Origin of the sequence: Escherichia sp. WS547, from assembly GCF_046486065.1 — a bacterium.
Classification (GTDB): Bacteria; Pseudomonadota; Gammaproteobacteria; order Enterobacterales; family Enterobacteriaceae; genus Escherichia; species Escherichia coli.
Map to the genome: position 1 here is coordinate 168,547 of NZ_JBJQMA010000002.1, position 17,869 is coordinate 186,415.

Genomic DNA, 17,869 nt, shown 5'->3' on the forward strand with positions numbered 1-17,869 from the left:
TTAAATTTTTCCGCGCAATATATTCTGCAGCCAACCAAAAATGTCATCTGCCATGGGGCTTTATGATGAGCAAAATAAACCAAACGGATATCGATCGGTTGATTGAACTGGTCGGCGGGCGCGGCAATATTGCGACGGTGAGCCACTGTATTACTCGCCTGCGCTTTGTCCTCAACCAACCGGCCAATGCCAGACCGAAAGAAATTGAGCAACTCCCCATGGTGAAAGGCTGTTTCACCAATGCCGGGCAATTTCAGGTGGTGATTGGCACCAATGTGGGTGATTACTATCAAGCACTGATTGCGTCAACCGGACAGGCGCAGGTTGATAAAGAGCAGGTAAAAAAAGCCGCCCGGCAGAATATGAAATGGCATGAGCAGTTGATCTCTCATTTCGCGGAGATCTTCTTCCCGTTGCTGCCCGCGTTGATTAGCGGCGGTTTGATCCTCGGTTTTCGCAATGTGATCGGCGATTTGCCCATGAGCAACGGTCAAACGCTGGCGCAAATGTACCCTTCCCTGCAAACGATCTACGATTTTCTGTGGTTGATCGGTGAAGCGATCTTCTTCTACCTGCCGGTCGGGATTTGCTGGTCAGCGGTGAAAAAAATGGGCGGCACGCCGATCCTTGGTATCGTACTTGGCGTAACGCTGGTTTCTCCACAGCTGATGAACGCTTATCTGCTCGGGCAGCAGCTGCCGGAAGTGTGGGACTTTGGCATGTTCAGCATCGCCAAAGTAGGCTATCAGGCGCAGGTGATCCCGGCACTGTTAGCCGGGCTGGCGCTGGGCGTTATTGAAACTCGCCTTAAACGCATCGTGCCGGATTACCTCTATCTGGTGGTGGTGCCCGTCTGTTCGCTGATCCTCGCGGTGTTCCTCGCCCATGCGCTGATTGGTCCGTTTGGACGCATGATTGGCGATGGCGTTGCCTTTGCGGTACGTCACCTGATGACCGGCAGCTTTGCACCTATTGGCGCAGCATTGTTTGGCTTCCTGTACGCCCCGCTGGTGATCACCGGTGTACACCAGACCACGCTTGCTATTGATTTGCAGATGATTCAAAGCATGGGTGGTACGCCAGTGTGGCCGCTGATTGCGCTGTCGAATATCGCTCAGGGCTCCGCCGTGATAGGCATTATCATTTCCAGCCGCAAGCACAATGAACGCGAGATCTCCGTGCCTGCCGCTATCTCCGCCTGGCTTGGGGTCACTGAGCCTGCAATGTACGGCATCAACCTGAAATATCGCTTCCCGATGCTGTGCGCGATGATTGGTTCTGGTCTGGCAGGATTGCTATGCGGCCTGAACGGCGTTATGGCGAATGGCATCGGCGTAGGCGGCCTGCCGGGAATTCTCTCGATTCAACCGAGCTACTGGCAGGTGTTTGCGCTGGCAATGGCTATCGCCATCATCATCCCGATTGTACTCACCTCGTTTATCTATCAGCGGAAATACCGCCTGGGCACGCTGGACATTGTTTAATTTTCTTCGGGGCGCAATTGCGCCCCCTCGCATTCGCAGGAATAACGTAATGACTAATCTTCCCCACTGGTGGCAAAACGGCGTTATCTACCAGATTTATCCAAAGAGTTTTCAGGACACCACGGGTAGCGGTACCGGCGATTTACGTGGCGTTATCCAACGCCTGGACTATCTGCATAAACTGGGCGTTGATGCCATCTGGCTAACCCCCTTTTATGTCTCTCCCCAGGTCGATAACGGTTACGACGTAGCGAACTATACGGCGATTGATCCCACCTACGGCACGCTGGACGATTTTGACGAACTGGTGACGCAGGCAAAATCGCGCGGGATTCGTATCATTCTCGATATGGTGTTTAACCATACCTCTACCCAACATGCCTGGTTTCGCGAGGCGCTGAACAAAGAAAGCCCTTACCGCCAGTTTTATATCTGGCGCGATGGCGAACCAGAAACGCCACCGAATAACTGGCGTTCAAAATTTGGCGGTAGTGCGTGGCGCTGGCATGCGGAAAGCGAACAGTACTATTTGCATCTCTTTGCACCAGAACAGGCGGATCTCAACTGGGAGAATCCAGCGGTACGCGCAGAGCTGAAAAAAGTCTGTGAATTCTGGGCCGATCGTGGGGTCGATGGGTTGCGCCTGGATGTGGTGAATCTGATCTCCAAAGACCCGCGTTTCCCTGAAGACCTGGATGGCGACGGGCGTCGCTTCTACACCGACGGGCCACGAGCACACGAGTTTTTGCACGAGATGAACCGCGATGTGTTTACGCCACGCGGGTTAATGACCGTAGGTGAAATGTCCTCCACCAGCCTTGAGCATTGCCAGCGATACGCGGCACTGGCAGGCAGTGAATTATCGATGACCTTTAATTTTCATCACCTGAAGGTCGATTATCCCGGTGGTGAAAAATGGACGCTGGCTAAACCTGACTTTGTGGCGTTGAAAACATTGTTCCGCCACTGGCAACAAGGAATGCACAACGTAGCATGGAATGCCTTGTTCTGGTGTAACCACGATCAGCCGCGCATTGTTTCTCGCTTTGGTGATGAAGGTGAATACCGCGTGCCTGCGGCAAAAATGCTAGCGATGGTGCTGCATGGCATGCAGGGAACGCCGTATATCTACCAGGGCGAAGAGATTGGCATGACCAACCCGCATTTCACGCGCATTACTGACTATCGCGACGTGGAGAGCCTCAATATGTTTGCCGAGCTGCGCAACGATGGGCGTGATGCCGACGAGTTATTGGCAATCCTCGCCAGTAAATCCCGTGACAACAGCCGCACGCCCATGCAATGGAGCAACGGCGATAATGCCGGGTTTACGGCTGGCGAACCGTGGATTGGCCTGGGCGATAACTATCAACAAATCAACGTAGAAGCCGCGCTGGCCGATGATTCCTCGGTGTTTTACACCTACCAAAAGTTAATCGCACTGCGTAAGCAGGAAGCCATCCTGACATGGGGCAATTACCAGGATCTGCTGCCAAACAGCCCTGTATTGTGGTGCTATCGCCGTGAATGGAAGGGGCAAACCTTGCTGGTCATTGCCAACCTTAGCCGTGAGATCCAACCCTGGCAGCCAGGGCAAATGCGCGGCAACTGGCAGCTTGTGATGCATAACTACGAAGAAGCCTCACCACAACCCTGTGCCATGAATTTACGGCCTTTTGAGGCTGTCTGGTGGTTACAGAAGTAAATCTTCCCTAAGCCCCGGTAATGCCGGTCATTCCGGGGTTTTGTCTGTCAGCATGTTGTTTTTGTTGATTTTTCAACCAGCAAATTCATTAAAAAATTTACATAACGCTGTAGCGCCCGTCATCCGTACGCTCTGCTTTTTACTTTGAGCTACATCAAAAAAAGTTCAAACATCCTTGATGCAAAGCACTATATATAGACTTTAAAATGCGTCCCAACCCAATATGTTGTATTAATCGACTATAATTGCTACTACAGCTCCCCACGAAAAAGGTGCGGCGTTGTGGATAAGCGGATGGCGATTGCGGAAAGCACCGGAAAACGAAACGAAAAAACCGGAAAACGCCTTTCCCAATTTCTGTGGATAACCTGTTCTTAAAAATATGGAGCGATCATGACACCGCATGTGATGAAACGAGACGGCTGCAAAGTGCCGTTTAAATCAGAGCGCATCAAAGAAGCGATTCTGCGTGCAGCTAAAGCAGCGGAAGTCGATGATGCCGATTATTGCGCCACTGTTGCCGCGGTTGTCAGCGAGCAGATGCAGGGCCGCAACCAGGTGGATATCAATGAGATCCAGACCGCAGTTGAAAACCAGCTGATGTCGGGTCCATACAAACAACTGGCTCGTGCTTACATCGAGTACCGTCACGATCGCGACATTGAACGTGAAAAACGCGGTCGCCTGAACCAGGAGATCCGTGGTCTGGTCGAGCAGACCAACGCCTCGTTACTCAACGAAAACGCCAACAAAGACAGCAAGGTGATTCCAACCCAGCGCGACCTGCTGGCCGGGATCGTGGCTAAACACTATGCACGTCAGCACCTGCTGCCGCGTGACGTGGTGCAGGCACATGAGCGTGGCGATATTCACTATCACGATCTCGATTACTCACCGTTTTTCCCGATGTTCAACTGCATGTTGATCGACCTGAAAGGCATGCTGACCCAGGGCTTTAAAATGGGGAACGCCGAGATTGAACCGCCGAAGTCGATCTCAACGGCAACCGCGGTAACTGCGCAGATTATTGCTCAGGTTGCCAGCCATATTTATGGCGGCACCACCATTAACCGTATCGATGAAGTGCTGGCACCGTTTGTCACCGCCAGCTACAACAAACATCGCAAGACCGCAGAAGAGTGGAGCATCCCGGACGCAGAAGGCTACGCTAACTCTCGTACCATTAAAGAGTGCTACGATGCCTTCCAGTCGCTGGAGTACGAAGTAAACACCCTGCATACCGCCAACGGTCAAACGCCGTTTGTAACTTTTGGTTTTGGTCTGGGCACCAGCTGGGAATCGCGCCTGATTCAGGAATCTATCCTGCGTAACCGTATCGCAGGTCTCGGTAAAAACCGTAAAACTGCGGTGTTCCCGAAACTGGTGTTTGCGATTCGCGATGGTCTGAACCATAAAAAAGGCGATCCGAACTACGACATCAAACAGCTGGCGCTGGAGTGCGCAAGCAAGCGCATGTATCCGGATATCCTGAACTACGATCAGGTAGTGAAAGTCACCGGTTCGTTTAAAACCCCGATGGGCTGCCGCAGCTTCCTCGGCGTGTGGGAAAATGAAAACGGCGAGCAGATCCACGATGGTCGTAACAACCTCGGCGTGATCAGCCTGAACCTGCCGCGTATTGCTCTGGAAGCAAAAGGCGATGAAGCCACCTTCTGGAAGCTGCTGGATGAACGTCTGGTGCTGGCACGTAAGGCGCTGATGACCCGTATCGCTCGTCTCGAAGGCGTGAAAGCGCGCGTGGCCCCGATCCTCTATATGGAAGGTGCTTGTGGCGTGCGTCTCAATGCTGACGATGATGTTTCTGAAATCTTCAAAAACGGTCGTGCGTCTATTTCGCTGGGTTACATCGGCATCCACGAAACCATTAACGCGCTGTTCGGCGGCGAGCATGTTTACGACAACGAGCAGCTTCGCGCGAAAGGTATCGCCATTGTTGAACGTCTGCGTCAGGCAGTGGATCAGTGGAAAGAAGAAACGGGTTATGGTTTCAGTCTCTACAGCACGCCGAGTGAAAACCTGTGCGACCGCTTCTGCCGTCTCGATACTGCTGAGTTTGGCGTGGTGCCGGGCGTGACCGATAAAGGTTACTACACCAACAGTTTCCACCTCGATGTGGAGAAGAAGGTGAACCCGTACGACAAGATCGACTTTGAAGCGCCTTACCCGCCGCTGGCGAACGGTGGTTTCATTTGCTACGGCGAGTATCCAAACATTCAGCACAACCTGAAGGCGCTGGAAGATGTCTGGGATTACAGCTATCAGCATGTACCGTATTACGGCACCAATACACCGATTGATGAGTGCTACGAGTGTGGCTTTACCGGTGAGTTCGAGTGCACCAGCAAAGGCTTCACTTGCCCGAAATGTGGTAACCATGACGCCTCCCGTGTGTCGGTAACTCGCCGCGTGTGCGGATATTTAGGTAGCCCGGATGCACGTCCATTTAACGCCGGTAAGCAGGAAGAAGTTAAGCGCCGCGTTAAACATTTGGGAAATGGGCAGATAGGTTAATCTTCACTCTACGTTAAGCAAATGCCGGATGCGGCGTAAACGCCTTATCCGGCCTACATTTGGCAACTGCTCCAGGCCTGATAAGACGCGACAGCGTCGCATCAGGCATTGATTACCGGATGCAGCCTACACGCGGACTGATAAGCCAGGCGAAATAATGAATTATCATCAGTACTATCCTGTCGACATCGTCAACGGCCCCGGCACTCGCTGCACCCTGTTTGTCTCCGGGTGTGTTCATGAATGCCCCGGTTGCTATAACAAAAGCACATGGCGGGTAAATTCTGGTCAGCCATTTACCAAAGCAATGGAAGACCAGATCATTAACGATCTGAATGACACTCGTATCAAACGCCAGGGGATTTCCCTCTCCGGCGGCGATCCGCTGCATCCGCAAAACGTGCCGGATATTCTGAAACTGGTAAAACGCATCCGCGCCGAGTGTCCGGATAAAGACATCTGGGTGTGGACAGGCTATAAACTCGACGATCTCAACGCTGCGCAAATGCAGGTTGTTGATTTGATTAACGTACTGGTCGACGGCAAATTTGTGCAGGATTTAAAAGACCCTTCCCTGATCTGGCGCGGCAGCAGCAATCAGGTGGTGCATCATTTGCGATGATAAGTTCCCTGTTACCTGAGTGCAGGCAACAGGGAAATGAGGAATTAACGATACTTCTGGTGATAGGCGTTGCGGGTCGTTTTCAGTTGCTCTGCGGCAGCCTGCGCTTCTTTTACTTTACCTTCATTTGCCAGCTTCAGCGCGTCGTCAATCTGACCAACCAGAATATCGAAACCGTGACGGAAGTCTTTCATTTCCGGGCTGTCCGGTGATTTATCTTCGAGCTTCGGCGGCGTTGCTTTTTGCGCATCCAGCGCTGCGGCGCGCATCTTCGTTAACGCGTCTTTGACTTGCGCCGCGTTATCGGCTTTTTCGACCACTTTTAAAGTGTCGTTGAGGGTTTCCATATTGTCTTCAAGATCAGCGGCAAACGACGCCGAACTGAATACCAACGAGGAGACTGCAAGAATAGCTAACAGGCTTTTACGCATTGCTCACTTCCTTTTTTATTTACACTTCATCCTTCACACTGCCTCATCGACGGCTACGCTCATTCGCCCGGGTCACGTACTGCGAGTACGCTCCCCGGCCCTCATTCACTTTCCGTCTCGATGCAGTGCGAATGATTTTGTGTAATTTTTTAGTTTATAGCGCGGCAGGTCGCGCCAGTTTTTTACTGCCCGGCGATTTTCATCTCCGGCAACAGCACAGAACCACACTGTATATTACTGCGTGTTTCAATATCGTTACCGACGGTGACAATATTGCGCCACATATCTTTTAAATTACCTGCGATGGTGATTTCGCTAACCGGATACTGAATTTCGCCATTCTCTACCCAGAAGCCCGCTGCACCACGGGAATAATCACCGGTAATGGCACTCACGCCCTGGCCCATCAGCTCCGTCACCACCAGCCCGGTACCCATCTCTTTGAGCATTTGTTCGAAGCTTAGCCCTTGTCCGGCAATCCGCCAGTTGTGAATACCGCCCGCATGTCCGGTGCTTTTCAGCCCCAGTTTCCGCGCCGAGTAGCTGGTCAGCAGCCACTGAGTCAGGATGCCATCTTTAATAATATCGCGACGCTCGGTGCGCACACCTTCGCTGTCAAATGGCGTCGATGCCAGCCCTTTCAGCAGATGCGGATGCTCTTCAATGGTCAGCCAGTCCGGCAGAATTTGTTTACCCAGCGAATCCAGCAGGAAGGTGGATTTACGGTAAACCGATCCACCCGCTATCGCCCCCACCAGATGGCCAAAAAGCCCGGTTGCCACTTCATTGGCAAAAATGACCGGCGCTTTCATGGTGGAGAGTTTACGCGGTGACAGGCGCGATAAAGTACGGCGAGCACAGTCGGCCCCAACCCACTCTGGCGTTTGCAGATCGCTCATCGCACGACCAATGGTGTAGGCGTAATCACGCTCCATATCGCCATTTTCTTCGGCAATTACACAGCTGGAGAGCGAATGACGCGTTGAGCAGTAACCCTGCAACATGCCGTGGCTGTTGCCAAAAACTTTGACACCGTAGTGGCTGTTAAAGCTGCCACCTTCGGTATTGGTGATGCGTTTGTCCGCCTGCAATGCCGCCTGTTCTGCGCGGGCCGCCAGTTCAATGGCTTCATCCGGGGAAACTTCCGCAGGGTGGAACAAGTCGAGATCTGGTGCGTCAAAGGCCAGCAGCTCTTTGTCTGCCACGCCGGCACAGGGATCTGGCGAGGTATAACGGGCAATATCCAGCGCCGCCTGTACAGTACGGGCAATGGCCTGCGGGCTTAAATCGGTGGATGATGCGCTACCTTTGCGGTTCTGGTGATAAACAGTGATCCCCAGCGCGCCATCGCTATTGAATTCAACATTCTCCACTTCACCATAACGCGTGCTTACGCTAATGCCGGTGGTCTTGCTGACGGCAACTTCCGCACCGTCCGATTTGCCTGAGGCCAACTCCAGCGCAGTGGAAACTGCTTCTTCCAGAATCTTGCGCTGCGCTTCAACTTGAGAGATTACTTTCATTGCAAGTGCCATAATGTAGAGAGTTTCTCTGAAGTCTAACAGAGAACCGTTTTTCAGTGCGCATCTTAACTGGTAACATTAGCCTCTTTTTTTTAAGGAGCCTGAGATGACTAAGCAGCCCGAAGACTGGCTCGACGACGTTCCCGGTGATGACATCGAAGACGAAGACGATGAAATTATCTGGGTCAGTAAAAGTGAAATTAAACGTGATGCCGAGGAGCTAAAACGCCTTGGCGCGGAAATTGTTGATCTGGGGAAAAACGCGCTGGATAAGATCCCGTTAGATGCGGATCTGCGCGCGGCTATTGAGCTCGCCCAGCGTATTAAGATGGAAGGTCGCCGCCGCCAGTTGCAGCTCATCGGTAAGATGCTGCGCCAGCGCGACGTAGAGCCTATTCGTCAGGCGCTGGATAAGCTGAAAAACCGTCACAACCAGCAGGTGGTGCTGTTCCATAAACTGGAAAACCTGCGCGATCGTCTGATCGATCAAGGTGATGACGCCATCGCTGAGGTATTAAATCTGTGGCCCGATGCCGATCGTCAGCAACTGCGTACTCTGATCCGCAACGCGAAGAAAGAGAAAGAAGGGAATAAGCCGCCGAAATCCGCACGCCAGATTTTCCAGTATCTGCGCGAACTGGCGGAGAATGAAGGGTAATTTTCGTTGTTGATGTGAGTATGGTTTGCCGGATGCGGTGCACCTGTAGGCCTGATAAGACGCATCAAGCGTCGCATCAGGCACTATGCTCAAATGCCGGATGCGGCGTGAACGCCTTATCCGGCCTACGCACACTATATCAGGCTAAGGCCGAATTACTGCGCGGCTTCCGCCTTCTTCGCCAGACCATCCAGCAGTTTCTGATGGATCCCACCAAAACCGCCGTTGCTCATCACCAGAATATGGTCGCCAGGCTGAGCGGTTTTCACCACCATATCTGCCAGCGTATCCACATCGCCACTCCAGTGTGCAGGCTGAACGCAGGCTTCTGCCACTTCTGCCACCTGCCACGGAATATGCGCCGGTTGCAGCAGGAAGACTTCATCGGCACGACCTAATGAAGGTGCCAGATCGTCTTTGCAGATCCCCATTTTCATGGTATTCGAGCGCGGTTCCAGCACGGCAATAATGCGCGCCGTACCGCCAACTTTGCCACGCAGCGCCGCAAGCGTTGCCAGAATCGCCGTTGGGTGATGGGCAAAATCGTCATATACCGTGACGCCATTCGCTTCACCACGCAACTCCAGACGGCGACGAGCGTTAATAAACGAACCCAGCGCGTTAGCGGCATCTGCCGGCGCTACACCAACATGGCGAGCCGCCGCAATCGCCATCAGGCCATTGTGCATATTATGTTCGCCTACCAGCGACCATTTCACTTCGCCCACTTTTTCGCCATCCAGCAAAACTTCCCATTCGGAAGCATCGGTGGTCAGCTTTTTCGCCTGCCAGTGCCCCTGCTCACCCACCAGCTCCTGCTCGCTCCAGCAGCCCATCGCCATGGTCTGTTTCAGGTTGATGTCGTTTTCTGGCCAGATAATACGGCCCTGCCCCGGAACGATACGCACCAGATGGTGGAACTGTTTCTGGATCGCTTTCAGGTCGTCAAAGATATCGGCGTGATCGAACTCAAGGTTGTTGAGGATCAGCGTACGTGGGCAGTAATGGACAAATTTAGAGCGTTTGTCGAAGAAGGCGCAGTCATACTCATCCGCTTCGATAACAAAGAAGTCGCTTTCGCCCAGACGCGCCGAAACCTCAAAGTTCCCCGGCACACCGCCGATCACAAATCCCGGTTTGTAACCGCACTGTTCCAGAATCCAGGTTGCCATTCCCGCGGTGGTGGTTTTGCCATGTGTACCGGCAACGGCCAGCACCCAGCGGTCGCGCAGCACAAAATCGTGCAGCCACTGTGGACCTGACATATAAGGGATGTTTTTTTCCAGTACCGCTTCCACACACGGATTTCCACGGGTCATGGCGTTGCCAATAATCACCAGATCCGGCTGCGGATCGAGCTGGCTGGCATCGTAACCCTGAATCAGTTCAATGCCTTGCTTCTCAAGTAAGGTGCTCATCGGCGGATACACATTGGCGTCCGAACCCGTTACTTCATGGCCTAACTGGCGCGCCAGCATCGCCAGACCGCCCATAAACGTGCCACAAATTCCTAAAATATGAATGCGCATACGTCACTATCCTTTTTTAATCTGCCGCTCATTTTACGCATATGTCGGGCAAGTGAGAAACGCATTTCAGGATAATCCGCAATTTGCTGGCGCGATTCACCTGAGCGCAACATTGAGATTATTTGTTAAGATTGTTGCGGTCGCTTTACTCCATAAACATTGCAGGGAAAGTTTTATGAAAACGTTAGGTGAATTTATTGTCGAAAAGCAGCACGAGTTTTCTCATGCTACCGGTGAGCTCACTGCTTTGCTGTCGGCAATAAAACTGGGCGCCAAGATTATCCATCGCGATATCAACAAAGCAGGACTGGTTGATATCCTGGGTGCCAGCGGTGCTGAGAACGTGCAGGGCGAGGTTCAGCAGAAACTCGACTTGTTCGCTAATGAAAAACTGAAAGCCGCACTGAAAGCACGCGATATCGTTGCGGGCATTGCCTCTGAAGAAGAAGATGAGATTGTCGTCTTTGAAGGCTGTGAACACGCAAAATACGTGGTGCTGATGGACCCACTGGATGGCTCGTCCAACATCGATGTTAACGTCTCTGTCGGTACCATTTTCTCCATCTACCGCCGCGTTACGCCTGTTGGCACGCCGGTAACGGAAGAAGATTTCCTCCAGCCTGGTAACAAACAGGTTGCGGCAGGTTACGTGGTATACGGCTCCTCTACCATGCTGGTTTACACCACCGGATGCGGTGTTCACGCCTTTACTTACGATCCTTCGCTGGGCGTTTTCTGTCTGTGCCAGGAACGGATGCGCTTCCCGGAGAAAGGCAAAACCTACTCCATCAACGAAGGAAACTACATTAAGTTTCCGAACGGGGTGAAGAAGTACATTAAATTCTGCCAGGAAGAAGATAAGTCCACCAACCGCCCTTATACCTCACGTTATATCGGTTCACTGGTCGCGGATTTCCACCGTAACCTGCTGAAAGGCGGTATTTATCTCTACCCAAGCACCGCCAGCCACCCGGACGGCAAACTGCGTTTGCTGTATGAGTGCAACCCGATGGCATTCCTGGCGGAACAAGCGGGCGGTAAAGCGAGCGATGGCAAAGAGCGTATTCTGGATATCATCCCGGAAACTCTGCACCAGCGCCGTTCGTTCTTTGTCGGCAACGACCATATGGTTGAAGATGTCGAACGCTTTATCCGTGAGTTCCCGGACGCGTAATCTCCTGCGCCTCTCCACACGGAGAGGCGTTTTTATCGCTGCGCAATGTTGACTCTTGTCACAGGCGAACTCTGACGATTCTCCCACAGCACCGTTAATCCACGCTGTAATGCTATAAAAATAAATAACAAAATACCGATGGCGATTTTCGTCCACCATGAGCTCAGCGTGCCATCAAAGTTGATATAAGTCTGTATTAGCCCCTGAATCGCCACGCCAAAAAGCGTCCCTAATACCGTTCCAACGCCACCGCTCAGAAGCGTACCGCCAATTACCACTGAGGCGATAGCATCCAGTTCCACACCTACGCCCGCCAGCGCATATCCGGCCTGGGTATAAATCGAGAAGACAATCCCCGCCAGCGTTGCCAGTCCGGTGGAGAGCATATAAATGCGAATAGTGGTGCTGCGAGTGGAAATCCCCATCAGGTTCGCCGACGTTGCGTTGCCGCCAATGGCGTATACCTGATTACCAAAACGGGTACGATGCGCGAGGAAAATACCGATAACCACCACCGCCAACATCAGCAGTCCCATCGCACTTAAGCGACCGCCGCCAGGGATTTTCCACGCAAGGCTTGAGAGCGTGTCATAAATGGGATGGTTTATCGGAATCGACTCTTCCGAAACGAGATAGCTGACACCGCGCAAAAAGAACATCCCCGCCAGGGTAATGATAAATGCCGGGATCTTCAGGGCGTCGATCAAAAGCCCCATAAATGCGCCGAAGGCACAGCCCATCACCAGCACTAGCGGAAACGCCAGTAGCGGCGAGAGGCCGAAATCGCCAATCACTTTTGCCAGAAACACGCCAGTAAAGGCGATCACCGAACCGACGGAGAGATCGATCCCACCGGAGAGGATCACAAAGGTCATGCCAACGGCAATGATCCCAAGAAAGGCGTTATCGGTCAGGATATTGCAGATCACTCTTGTGGAAGCAAAACCGGGAAACTGGGTCAGGCAGTAAAGATAACCCAACACAAAGACGCCGATGGTGATCATCAGTGGCAAATTACGTTTTATCACGGCTACGTACTCCTTTAATCAGACTGATAAAGCGTTGCGACTGGACAATCAGCACGCAAAGAACCACCACCGCTTTTACAACCTGGTTCATCTCTGGCGGAAAGCCCGAAAGCAAAATTCCGGTGTTCATCCCCTGAATAATCAGCGCCCCCACCACCGAAAGCAGTAGGTTAAAACGTCCGCCCATCAGCGATCCGCCGCCAATAACCACCGCGAGAATGGCGTCCAGCTCCAGCCATAACCCGGCGTTATTGGCATCGGCACCGCGAATATCCGCCGCCACGATAATGCCCGCAATCGCCGCACACAGCCCGCTCAACACGTAGGTAAGCATGACGATGATCCGCGTGTTTACCCCGGCATTTTTTGCCGCCCGAATGTTGATACCAACGGCTTCGATAAACATCCCCAGCGCCGTTTTGCGGGTCAACAGCCAGAACAGGATAAGCGTCAGCACCGCGATAATGACCGGCGTTGGCAGGAACAACAGCGATCCACTGCCAAACCATGAGAGATCCGGCGAGTTAAACGTGACGATCTGTCCGGAGGTGATCAGTTGCGCCACGCCGCGCCCGGCGACCATCAGGATCAGGGTGGCAACAAACGGCTGAATTTTGAGGATCGCTACCAGTATGCCGTTCCACAATCCCGCCAGGATGCCAGTGCCCAGGGCGCTTAACAAAACAATCGGCAGGCTGAATCCCGCGACCGTCATCGCAGCCGTTGTGGCTCCGGCGATAGCCATCACCGCCCCCACGGAGAGATCAATCCCACCTGTTGCGATCACCAGCGTCATTCCGATAGCCAACAGCGCAACGGGGGCCGCACGGTTAAGAATGTCTATGGGGCTACCGAATAAACGCCCATCCTGGAGCACCACCTGCCAGAAATGCGGGGCCACCAGGCTATCGACCAGCAGCACCAGCAACAGTGCCGCCAGCTGCGGCATTCCCGTTGGCCAGCGAAAGCGCCTTTTCGGCGGCGTAGTGTCCGGGAGAGATTGAGGCATCACACTGTTCTCCTTACGCCGCAATGGCGTTCATGATCGCCGGAACGGAAAGCTCTGCCAGCGGGATCTCCGCCACCTGTTTGCGATCGCGCATGATGATCACCCGGTCGGCATAGCCCACCAGTTCTTCCAGTTCGGAGGAGATCACCAGCAGCGCCAGACCATCGGCGCATAGCGTTTCAATCAGGCGGATGATCTCGGCGTGGGCACCAACATCAATGCCGCGAGTTGGCTCATCAAGGATCAGAAATTGCGGTCGGGTCAGTAGCCAACGTGAAAGCAACACTTTTTGCTGATTGCCGCCAGAGAGAAATTCAATCGGTTGTTCAGTTGAAGGTGTGCGAATGCCAAGCTGGCGGATAAAGCGTTCGGCAATCTCTTGCTGTTCTTTGCGGGAAATGGGACGTAGCCAGCCGCGCTGGGCCTGGAGAGCGAGGATGATATTTTCCCGCACCGAGGCGGCAGCGATGATGCCATCGGTTTTCCTGTCTTCCGGGCAGAAGCCAATGCCCAGTACCGAAGCCTGATGTGGCGATCGCAGGTTTTGCGGTTTGCCTTTGATCAACGCCGTGCCGCTGTCAGCAGGTTTGATACCGAAGATCACTTCGGCGGTTTCGGTACGTCCTGATCCCAGCAATCCAGCCAGACCGACGATCTCGCCGGGGCGTACTTCGAGATCAAACGGTGCGATCGTTCCTTTTTTGCCGTAATTTTTGAACGCGGCAACGGGTTTGTCGCTCAACAATGTTCGCCCGGCACGCTGTAGCGCGTGGGTATCCAGCTCGCGCCCCAGCATCATTTTTACCAGTTCGATCTGCGGTAGCTCGCACGTTTCCCGACAGCCTACGAAACTGCCGTTGCGTAAGACGGTGATCCGATCGCTGACCTGATAGACCTGATCGAGAAAGTGAGTGACAAAAATCAGGCTGACGCCGCGATCGCGCAACTGACGCATCAGGTCAAACAGTAACTCCACTTCCTGGGTGTCGAGACTGGCGGTGGGTTCATCGAGGATCAGCACTTTGGCAGAGAGATCGATAGCCCGGCAAATAGCGACGATTTGCTGCATCGCGACTGAAAAGCGGTTGAGCGGTTCGCGCACGTCGAGGGAGAAACCGTAAGATGCCATCAGTTCGGTGGCGCGCTTTTCCATCTCTTTGCGGCGTAGAAGGCCGAAGCGTTTGGGTTCGCGGCCTATAAATAGATTATCAGCGACCGACATATTGGGTAGCAGGTTTACTTCCTGATAGACGGTGCCGATACCGAGTTGTTGTGCATGGGCGGTATTTTTCGGTGAGATAGCCTGGCCTTCCAGCCAGATGGTGCCGCGATCGGCGTGGTATACACCAGTTAATGCTTTGATTAGCGTTGATTTTCCTGCCCCGTTTTCACCGAGCAGCGCCATGATTTCGCCGCGGCGCAGGCTGAAATCAACGTTGTCTAACGCTTTGACGCCGGGGAAAAATTTACTTAATCCTTCGGTGCGGAGGATCTCCTGGTGTTGGTTAGTCGTCATGGTTTCCCCCGGTGTAAAGCGTGCTCCCAGTAGGCATGATAAGACGCGGTAAGCGTCGCATCAGGCTTCAGCGCACCACCGCCGGATGCGGCGCGAGCGCCTTATCCGGCCTACGAATCGGCATCAGGCATAGCAACCCTCAATACCCCATATTTTTCTTCTTCTCTAACTCTTCTTTTGCGGTATCAGGCAGATAAAGGGTGGATTTGGTCAGCGTCAGCTTTTCAGGCATGGTGCCGTCTTTTTTGTATTTCTCCAGCGCGTCGAAGGCGGGACCTGCCATATTCGGCGTCAGTTCAACACTGGCGTTCGCTTCGCCATCAATCATCGCTTTGTAGATATCCGGTACGCCGTCGATAGAACCTGTCAGAATATCTTTGCCTGGTTTCAGGCCCGCTTCTTTAATTGCCTGAATTGCACCAATCACCATGTCGTCGTTATGGGCGTAAACCATGCAGATGTTTTTGCCGTTGTTTTCCGCTTTGATAAAGCTCTCCATGACTTCTTTGCCTTTACTGCGGGTGAAGTCACCTGACTGCGAGCGGATAATTTTGATATTTGGCGCATTCTTAATGGCTTCGGCAAAGCCTTTCTTACGGTCAATGGCGACGCTGGCCCCAACAGTGCCCTGCAGCTCCACCACGTTGCATGGTTTGCCATTCACTTCTTTTACCAGCCAGTCACCAATCAACTTGCCTTCGAGAATGTTGTCGGCAGTGACGGTGGTCATATAGAGAGATTTGTCTTTCACATCAATAGAACGATCGAGCAAGAAGACCGGGATTTCGGCATCTTTCGCCTCTTTTAATACCGGTTCCCAACCAGTCGCAACCACCGGAGCGATAAAGATCGCATCCACCCCTTGCGCGACGAAGGAACGTACCGCTTTAATCTGGTTTTCCTGCTTTTGCTGACCATCGGCAATTTTCAGCGTAATTCCGCGTTTTTCGGCCTCACTTTTCGCCACATTGGTTTCTGCGGCGCGCCAGCCAGATTCCGATCCGACCTGCGAAAATCCTACGGTTAATGGAGCGGCCAACGCCATAGACGACATGGCTGCCGAGACTGCAGAGACTACAAGTAAGCGTTTCCACATAGGGTTGTCCTCGTCGGGGTAATTATTATTGGTGAAAAGATGTTCGCGAAAAAACTATAGACAATTCGTTATGTAACGGATTGCGTTACATCACACTTCAAAGAAGTAAATAAAACGTTAATCACAAGTTTGTAATCGCTTTCATCTCACTATGAAAAATGCGGCTACGGTTATGGATTTTCCTGCTCTGTATACCGTCTTAAAATTGGCGAAAAAGGAAAATGAAGACGAAAACAAGCGAAGACATTCGGCGCGAGTTGGCTATAATACTCGGCACTTGTTTGCCACATATTTTTAAAGGAAACAGACATGAGCTTACTCAACGTCCCTGCGGGTAAAGATCTGCCGGAAGACATCTACGTTGTTATTGAGATCCCGGCTAACGCAGATCCGATCAAATACGAAATCGACAAAGAGAGCGGCGCACTGTTCGTTGACCGCTTCATGTCCACCGCGATGTTCTATCCGTGCAACTACGGTTACATCAACCACACCCTGTCTCTGGACGGTGACCCGGTTGACGTACTGGTCCCGACTCCGTACCCGCTGCAGCCGGGTTCTGTGATCCGTTGCCGTCCGGTTGGCGTTCTGAAAATGACCGACGAAGCCGGTGAAGATGCGAAACTGATTGCTGTTCCGCACACAAAGCTGAGCAAAGAATACGATCACATTAAAGACGTTAACGATCTGCCAGAGCTGCTGAAAGCGCAGATCGCTCACTTCTTCGAGCACTACAAAGACCTCGAAAAAGGCAAGTGGGTGAAAGTTGAAGGTTGGGAAAACGCAGAAGCCGCTAAAGCTGAAATCGTTGCTTCCTTCGAGCGCGCAAAGAATAAATAAGTTCTTCTAGCGCAATAACCCTGAACGCCGGGCTTCGGTTAGTAAGGGTTTTTTTATGCCCGCGATAAATAAACTCTCTATTCCACCATCATTATTCTCAGCGGTTGCAAGGCTTGAACGGTAAGAACAAGCAAACCCGACCACCATTTTGCTGTTCATAGCCACTTGCTGGAAGTTAGCCGACCTCACTCATACTCACCGTTCAAAGCGTGCCCCCGTTTTACCCCTGCACATTTGTGAACGCCAGCAGAGTTTTTTATGCGATTGCAGATATGGAAAGCGGCTCGGAGAGAAAAGCAAAAGATGGAAAAGTTACAAAAAAAAATCGCGAGATACATCGCATAAAACAACGCCACCCGAAGGTGGCGTGCTTTTATTATTACTTATCCCTGTCTAACCAGTCGCCGCTTTCAATTAGCTTTAATCCATCGACGGGTCGTTGATAAACGTACATCCATGCACTCCCGTACGGCGTCTGAATCAACTGGCGCGCGTATTCACCGCCCCTGGTGCGCAAGGCATCAAGTTCGGCCAGCGTGGCGTTGTCAATACGATAAACTTCACCGTGTACTGTTCCGTTCCCCGGAACTGCGCCTGGATAGTGGCCCAGGCTATACAACTGGTAGTTATCGATACTGAAATCGCCCAGTAACTGGGCATTGGTCATCCAGTGACTGTTGCCTTGTTTGTGGCGTAAACTGCCGTAGACAAATATTCGCATT

Annotated in this window: 15 protein-coding genes; 7 read left to right on the forward strand and 8 right to left on the reverse strand. The window is 52.5% G+C overall.

The features are described from left to right. The first annotated feature begins 62 nt into the window (after positions 1-62). The 4 genes from treB to nrdG all read left to right on the forward strand — a co-directional run bounded on the left by treB (position 63) and on the right by nrdG (position 6,343). Positions 63-1,484 carry a PTS trehalose transporter subunit IIBC gene (gene treB / locus ACJHWK_RS02675; protein ID WP_001299664.1) on the forward strand — a complete coding sequence of 474 codons (1,422 nt, stop codon included), beginning with the start codon at positions 63-65 and terminating at the stop codon, positions 1,482-1,484. A gap of 49 nt (positions 1,485-1,533) precedes the next feature. Further along, the gene (gene treC / locus ACJHWK_RS02680; protein WP_001301172.1) at positions 1,534-3,189 is read left to right on the forward strand and encodes an alpha,alpha-phosphotrehalase; all 1,656 of its coding nucleotides are present in this window, start codon (positions 1,534-1,536) and stop codon (positions 3,187-3,189) included. A 393-nt stretch (positions 3,190-3,582) separates the two neighbouring features. Next, positions 3,583-5,721, forward strand: a complete 2,139-nt coding sequence (gene nrdD / locus ACJHWK_RS02685; RefSeq protein ID WP_000187791.1) for an anaerobic ribonucleoside-triphosphate reductase — start codon at positions 3,583-3,585, stop codon at positions 5,719-5,721. Between the two features lie 157 nt (positions 5,722-5,878). Beyond that, a complete protein-coding gene (gene nrdG / locus ACJHWK_RS02690; protein ID WP_001106226.1) occupies positions 5,879-6,343 on the forward strand; it encodes an anaerobic ribonucleoside-triphosphate reductase-activating protein in 465 nt (154 codons plus the stop codon). 44 nt (positions 6,344-6,387) lie between these two features. On the opposite strand, the gene cybC is transcribed toward nrdG, so the two are convergent. After that, complete coding sequence (gene cybC / locus ACJHWK_RS02695) at positions 6,388-6,774, reverse strand: cytochrome b562 (protein WP_001232255.1); 387 nt, start codon at positions 6,772-6,774, stop codon at positions 6,388-6,390. A gap of 182 nt (positions 6,775-6,956) precedes the next feature. Then, positions 6,957-8,309, reverse strand: a complete 1,353-nt coding sequence (gene pmbA / locus ACJHWK_RS02700; protein ID WP_001162171.1) for a metalloprotease PmbA — start codon at positions 8,307-8,309, stop codon at positions 6,957-6,959. Positions 8,310-8,403: 94 nt separating this feature from the next. Between pmbA and yjgA the strand changes: the two genes are divergently transcribed. Further along, positions 8,404-8,955: a ribosome biogenesis factor YjgA gene (yjgA, locus tag ACJHWK_RS02705; protein ID WP_000166270.1), complete on the forward strand. Its 552-nt coding sequence runs from the start codon at positions 8,404-8,406 to the stop codon at positions 8,953-8,955. Between the two features lie 155 nt (positions 8,956-9,110). Here the strand turns inward: yjgA and mpl are convergent, their stop codons facing one another. Then, entirely contained in the window at positions 9,111-10,484 is a 1,374-nt protein-coding gene (gene mpl, locus ACJHWK_RS02710; RefSeq protein WP_001219792.1) for a UDP-N-acetylmuramate:L-alanyl-gamma-D-glutamyl-meso-diaminopimelate ligase, read from the reverse strand. Positions 10,485-10,659: 175 nt separating this feature from the next. Between mpl and fbp the strand changes: the two genes are divergently transcribed. Further along, entirely contained in the window at positions 10,660-11,658 is a 999-nt protein-coding gene (fbp, locus tag ACJHWK_RS02715) for a class 1 fructose-bisphosphatase (RefSeq protein WP_000853753.1), read from the forward strand. 32 nt (positions 11,659-11,690) lie between these two features. Here fbp and yjfF read toward each other — a convergent pair whose 3' ends face one another. From yjfF to ytfQ, 4 genes are all read right to left on the reverse strand, one after another. Further along, on the reverse strand, positions 11,691-12,686 hold the full coding sequence (gene yjfF, locus ACJHWK_RS02720; RefSeq protein ID WP_000596015.1) for a galactofuranose ABC transporter, permease protein YjfF: 996 nt from the start codon (positions 12,684-12,686) through the stop codon (positions 11,691-11,693). Beyond that, entirely contained in the window at positions 12,673-13,695 is a 1,023-nt protein-coding gene (ytfT, locus tag ACJHWK_RS02725; protein ID WP_001297255.1) for a galactofuranose ABC transporter, ATP-binding protein YtfT, read from the reverse strand. The genes yjfF and ytfT overlap by 14 nt, the downstream gene beginning before the upstream one ends. A 13-nt stretch (positions 13,696-13,708) precedes the next feature. Continuing rightward, a complete protein-coding gene (gene ytfR / locus ACJHWK_RS02730) occupies positions 13,709-15,211 on the reverse strand; it encodes a galactofuranose ABC transporter, ATP-binding protein YtfR (RefSeq protein ID WP_000210557.1) in 1,503 nt (500 codons plus the stop codon). A 139-nt stretch (positions 15,212-15,350) separates the two neighbouring features. Further along, on the reverse strand, positions 15,351-16,307 hold the full coding sequence (gene ytfQ / locus ACJHWK_RS02735) for a galactofuranose ABC transporter substrate-binding protein YtfQ (RefSeq protein ID WP_000265933.1): 957 nt from the start codon (positions 16,305-16,307) through the stop codon (positions 15,351-15,353). A 309-nt stretch (positions 16,308-16,616) separates the two neighbouring features. On the opposite strand from ytfQ, the gene ppa reads away from it, so the two are divergent. Next, on the forward strand, positions 16,617-17,147 hold the full coding sequence (ppa, locus tag ACJHWK_RS02740; protein WP_000055072.1) for an inorganic diphosphatase: 531 nt from the start codon (positions 16,617-16,619) through the stop codon (positions 17,145-17,147). 379 nt (positions 17,148-17,526) lie between these two features. Here ppa and ACJHWK_RS02745 read toward each other — a convergent pair whose 3' ends face one another. After that, positions 17,527-17,868 carry a gamma-glutamylcyclotransferase gene (locus ACJHWK_RS02745; RefSeq protein WP_001219160.1) on the reverse strand — a complete coding sequence of 114 codons (342 nt, stop codon included), beginning with the start codon at positions 17,866-17,868 and terminating at the stop codon, positions 17,527-17,529. Between the last annotated feature and the right edge of the window lies 1 nt (position 17,869).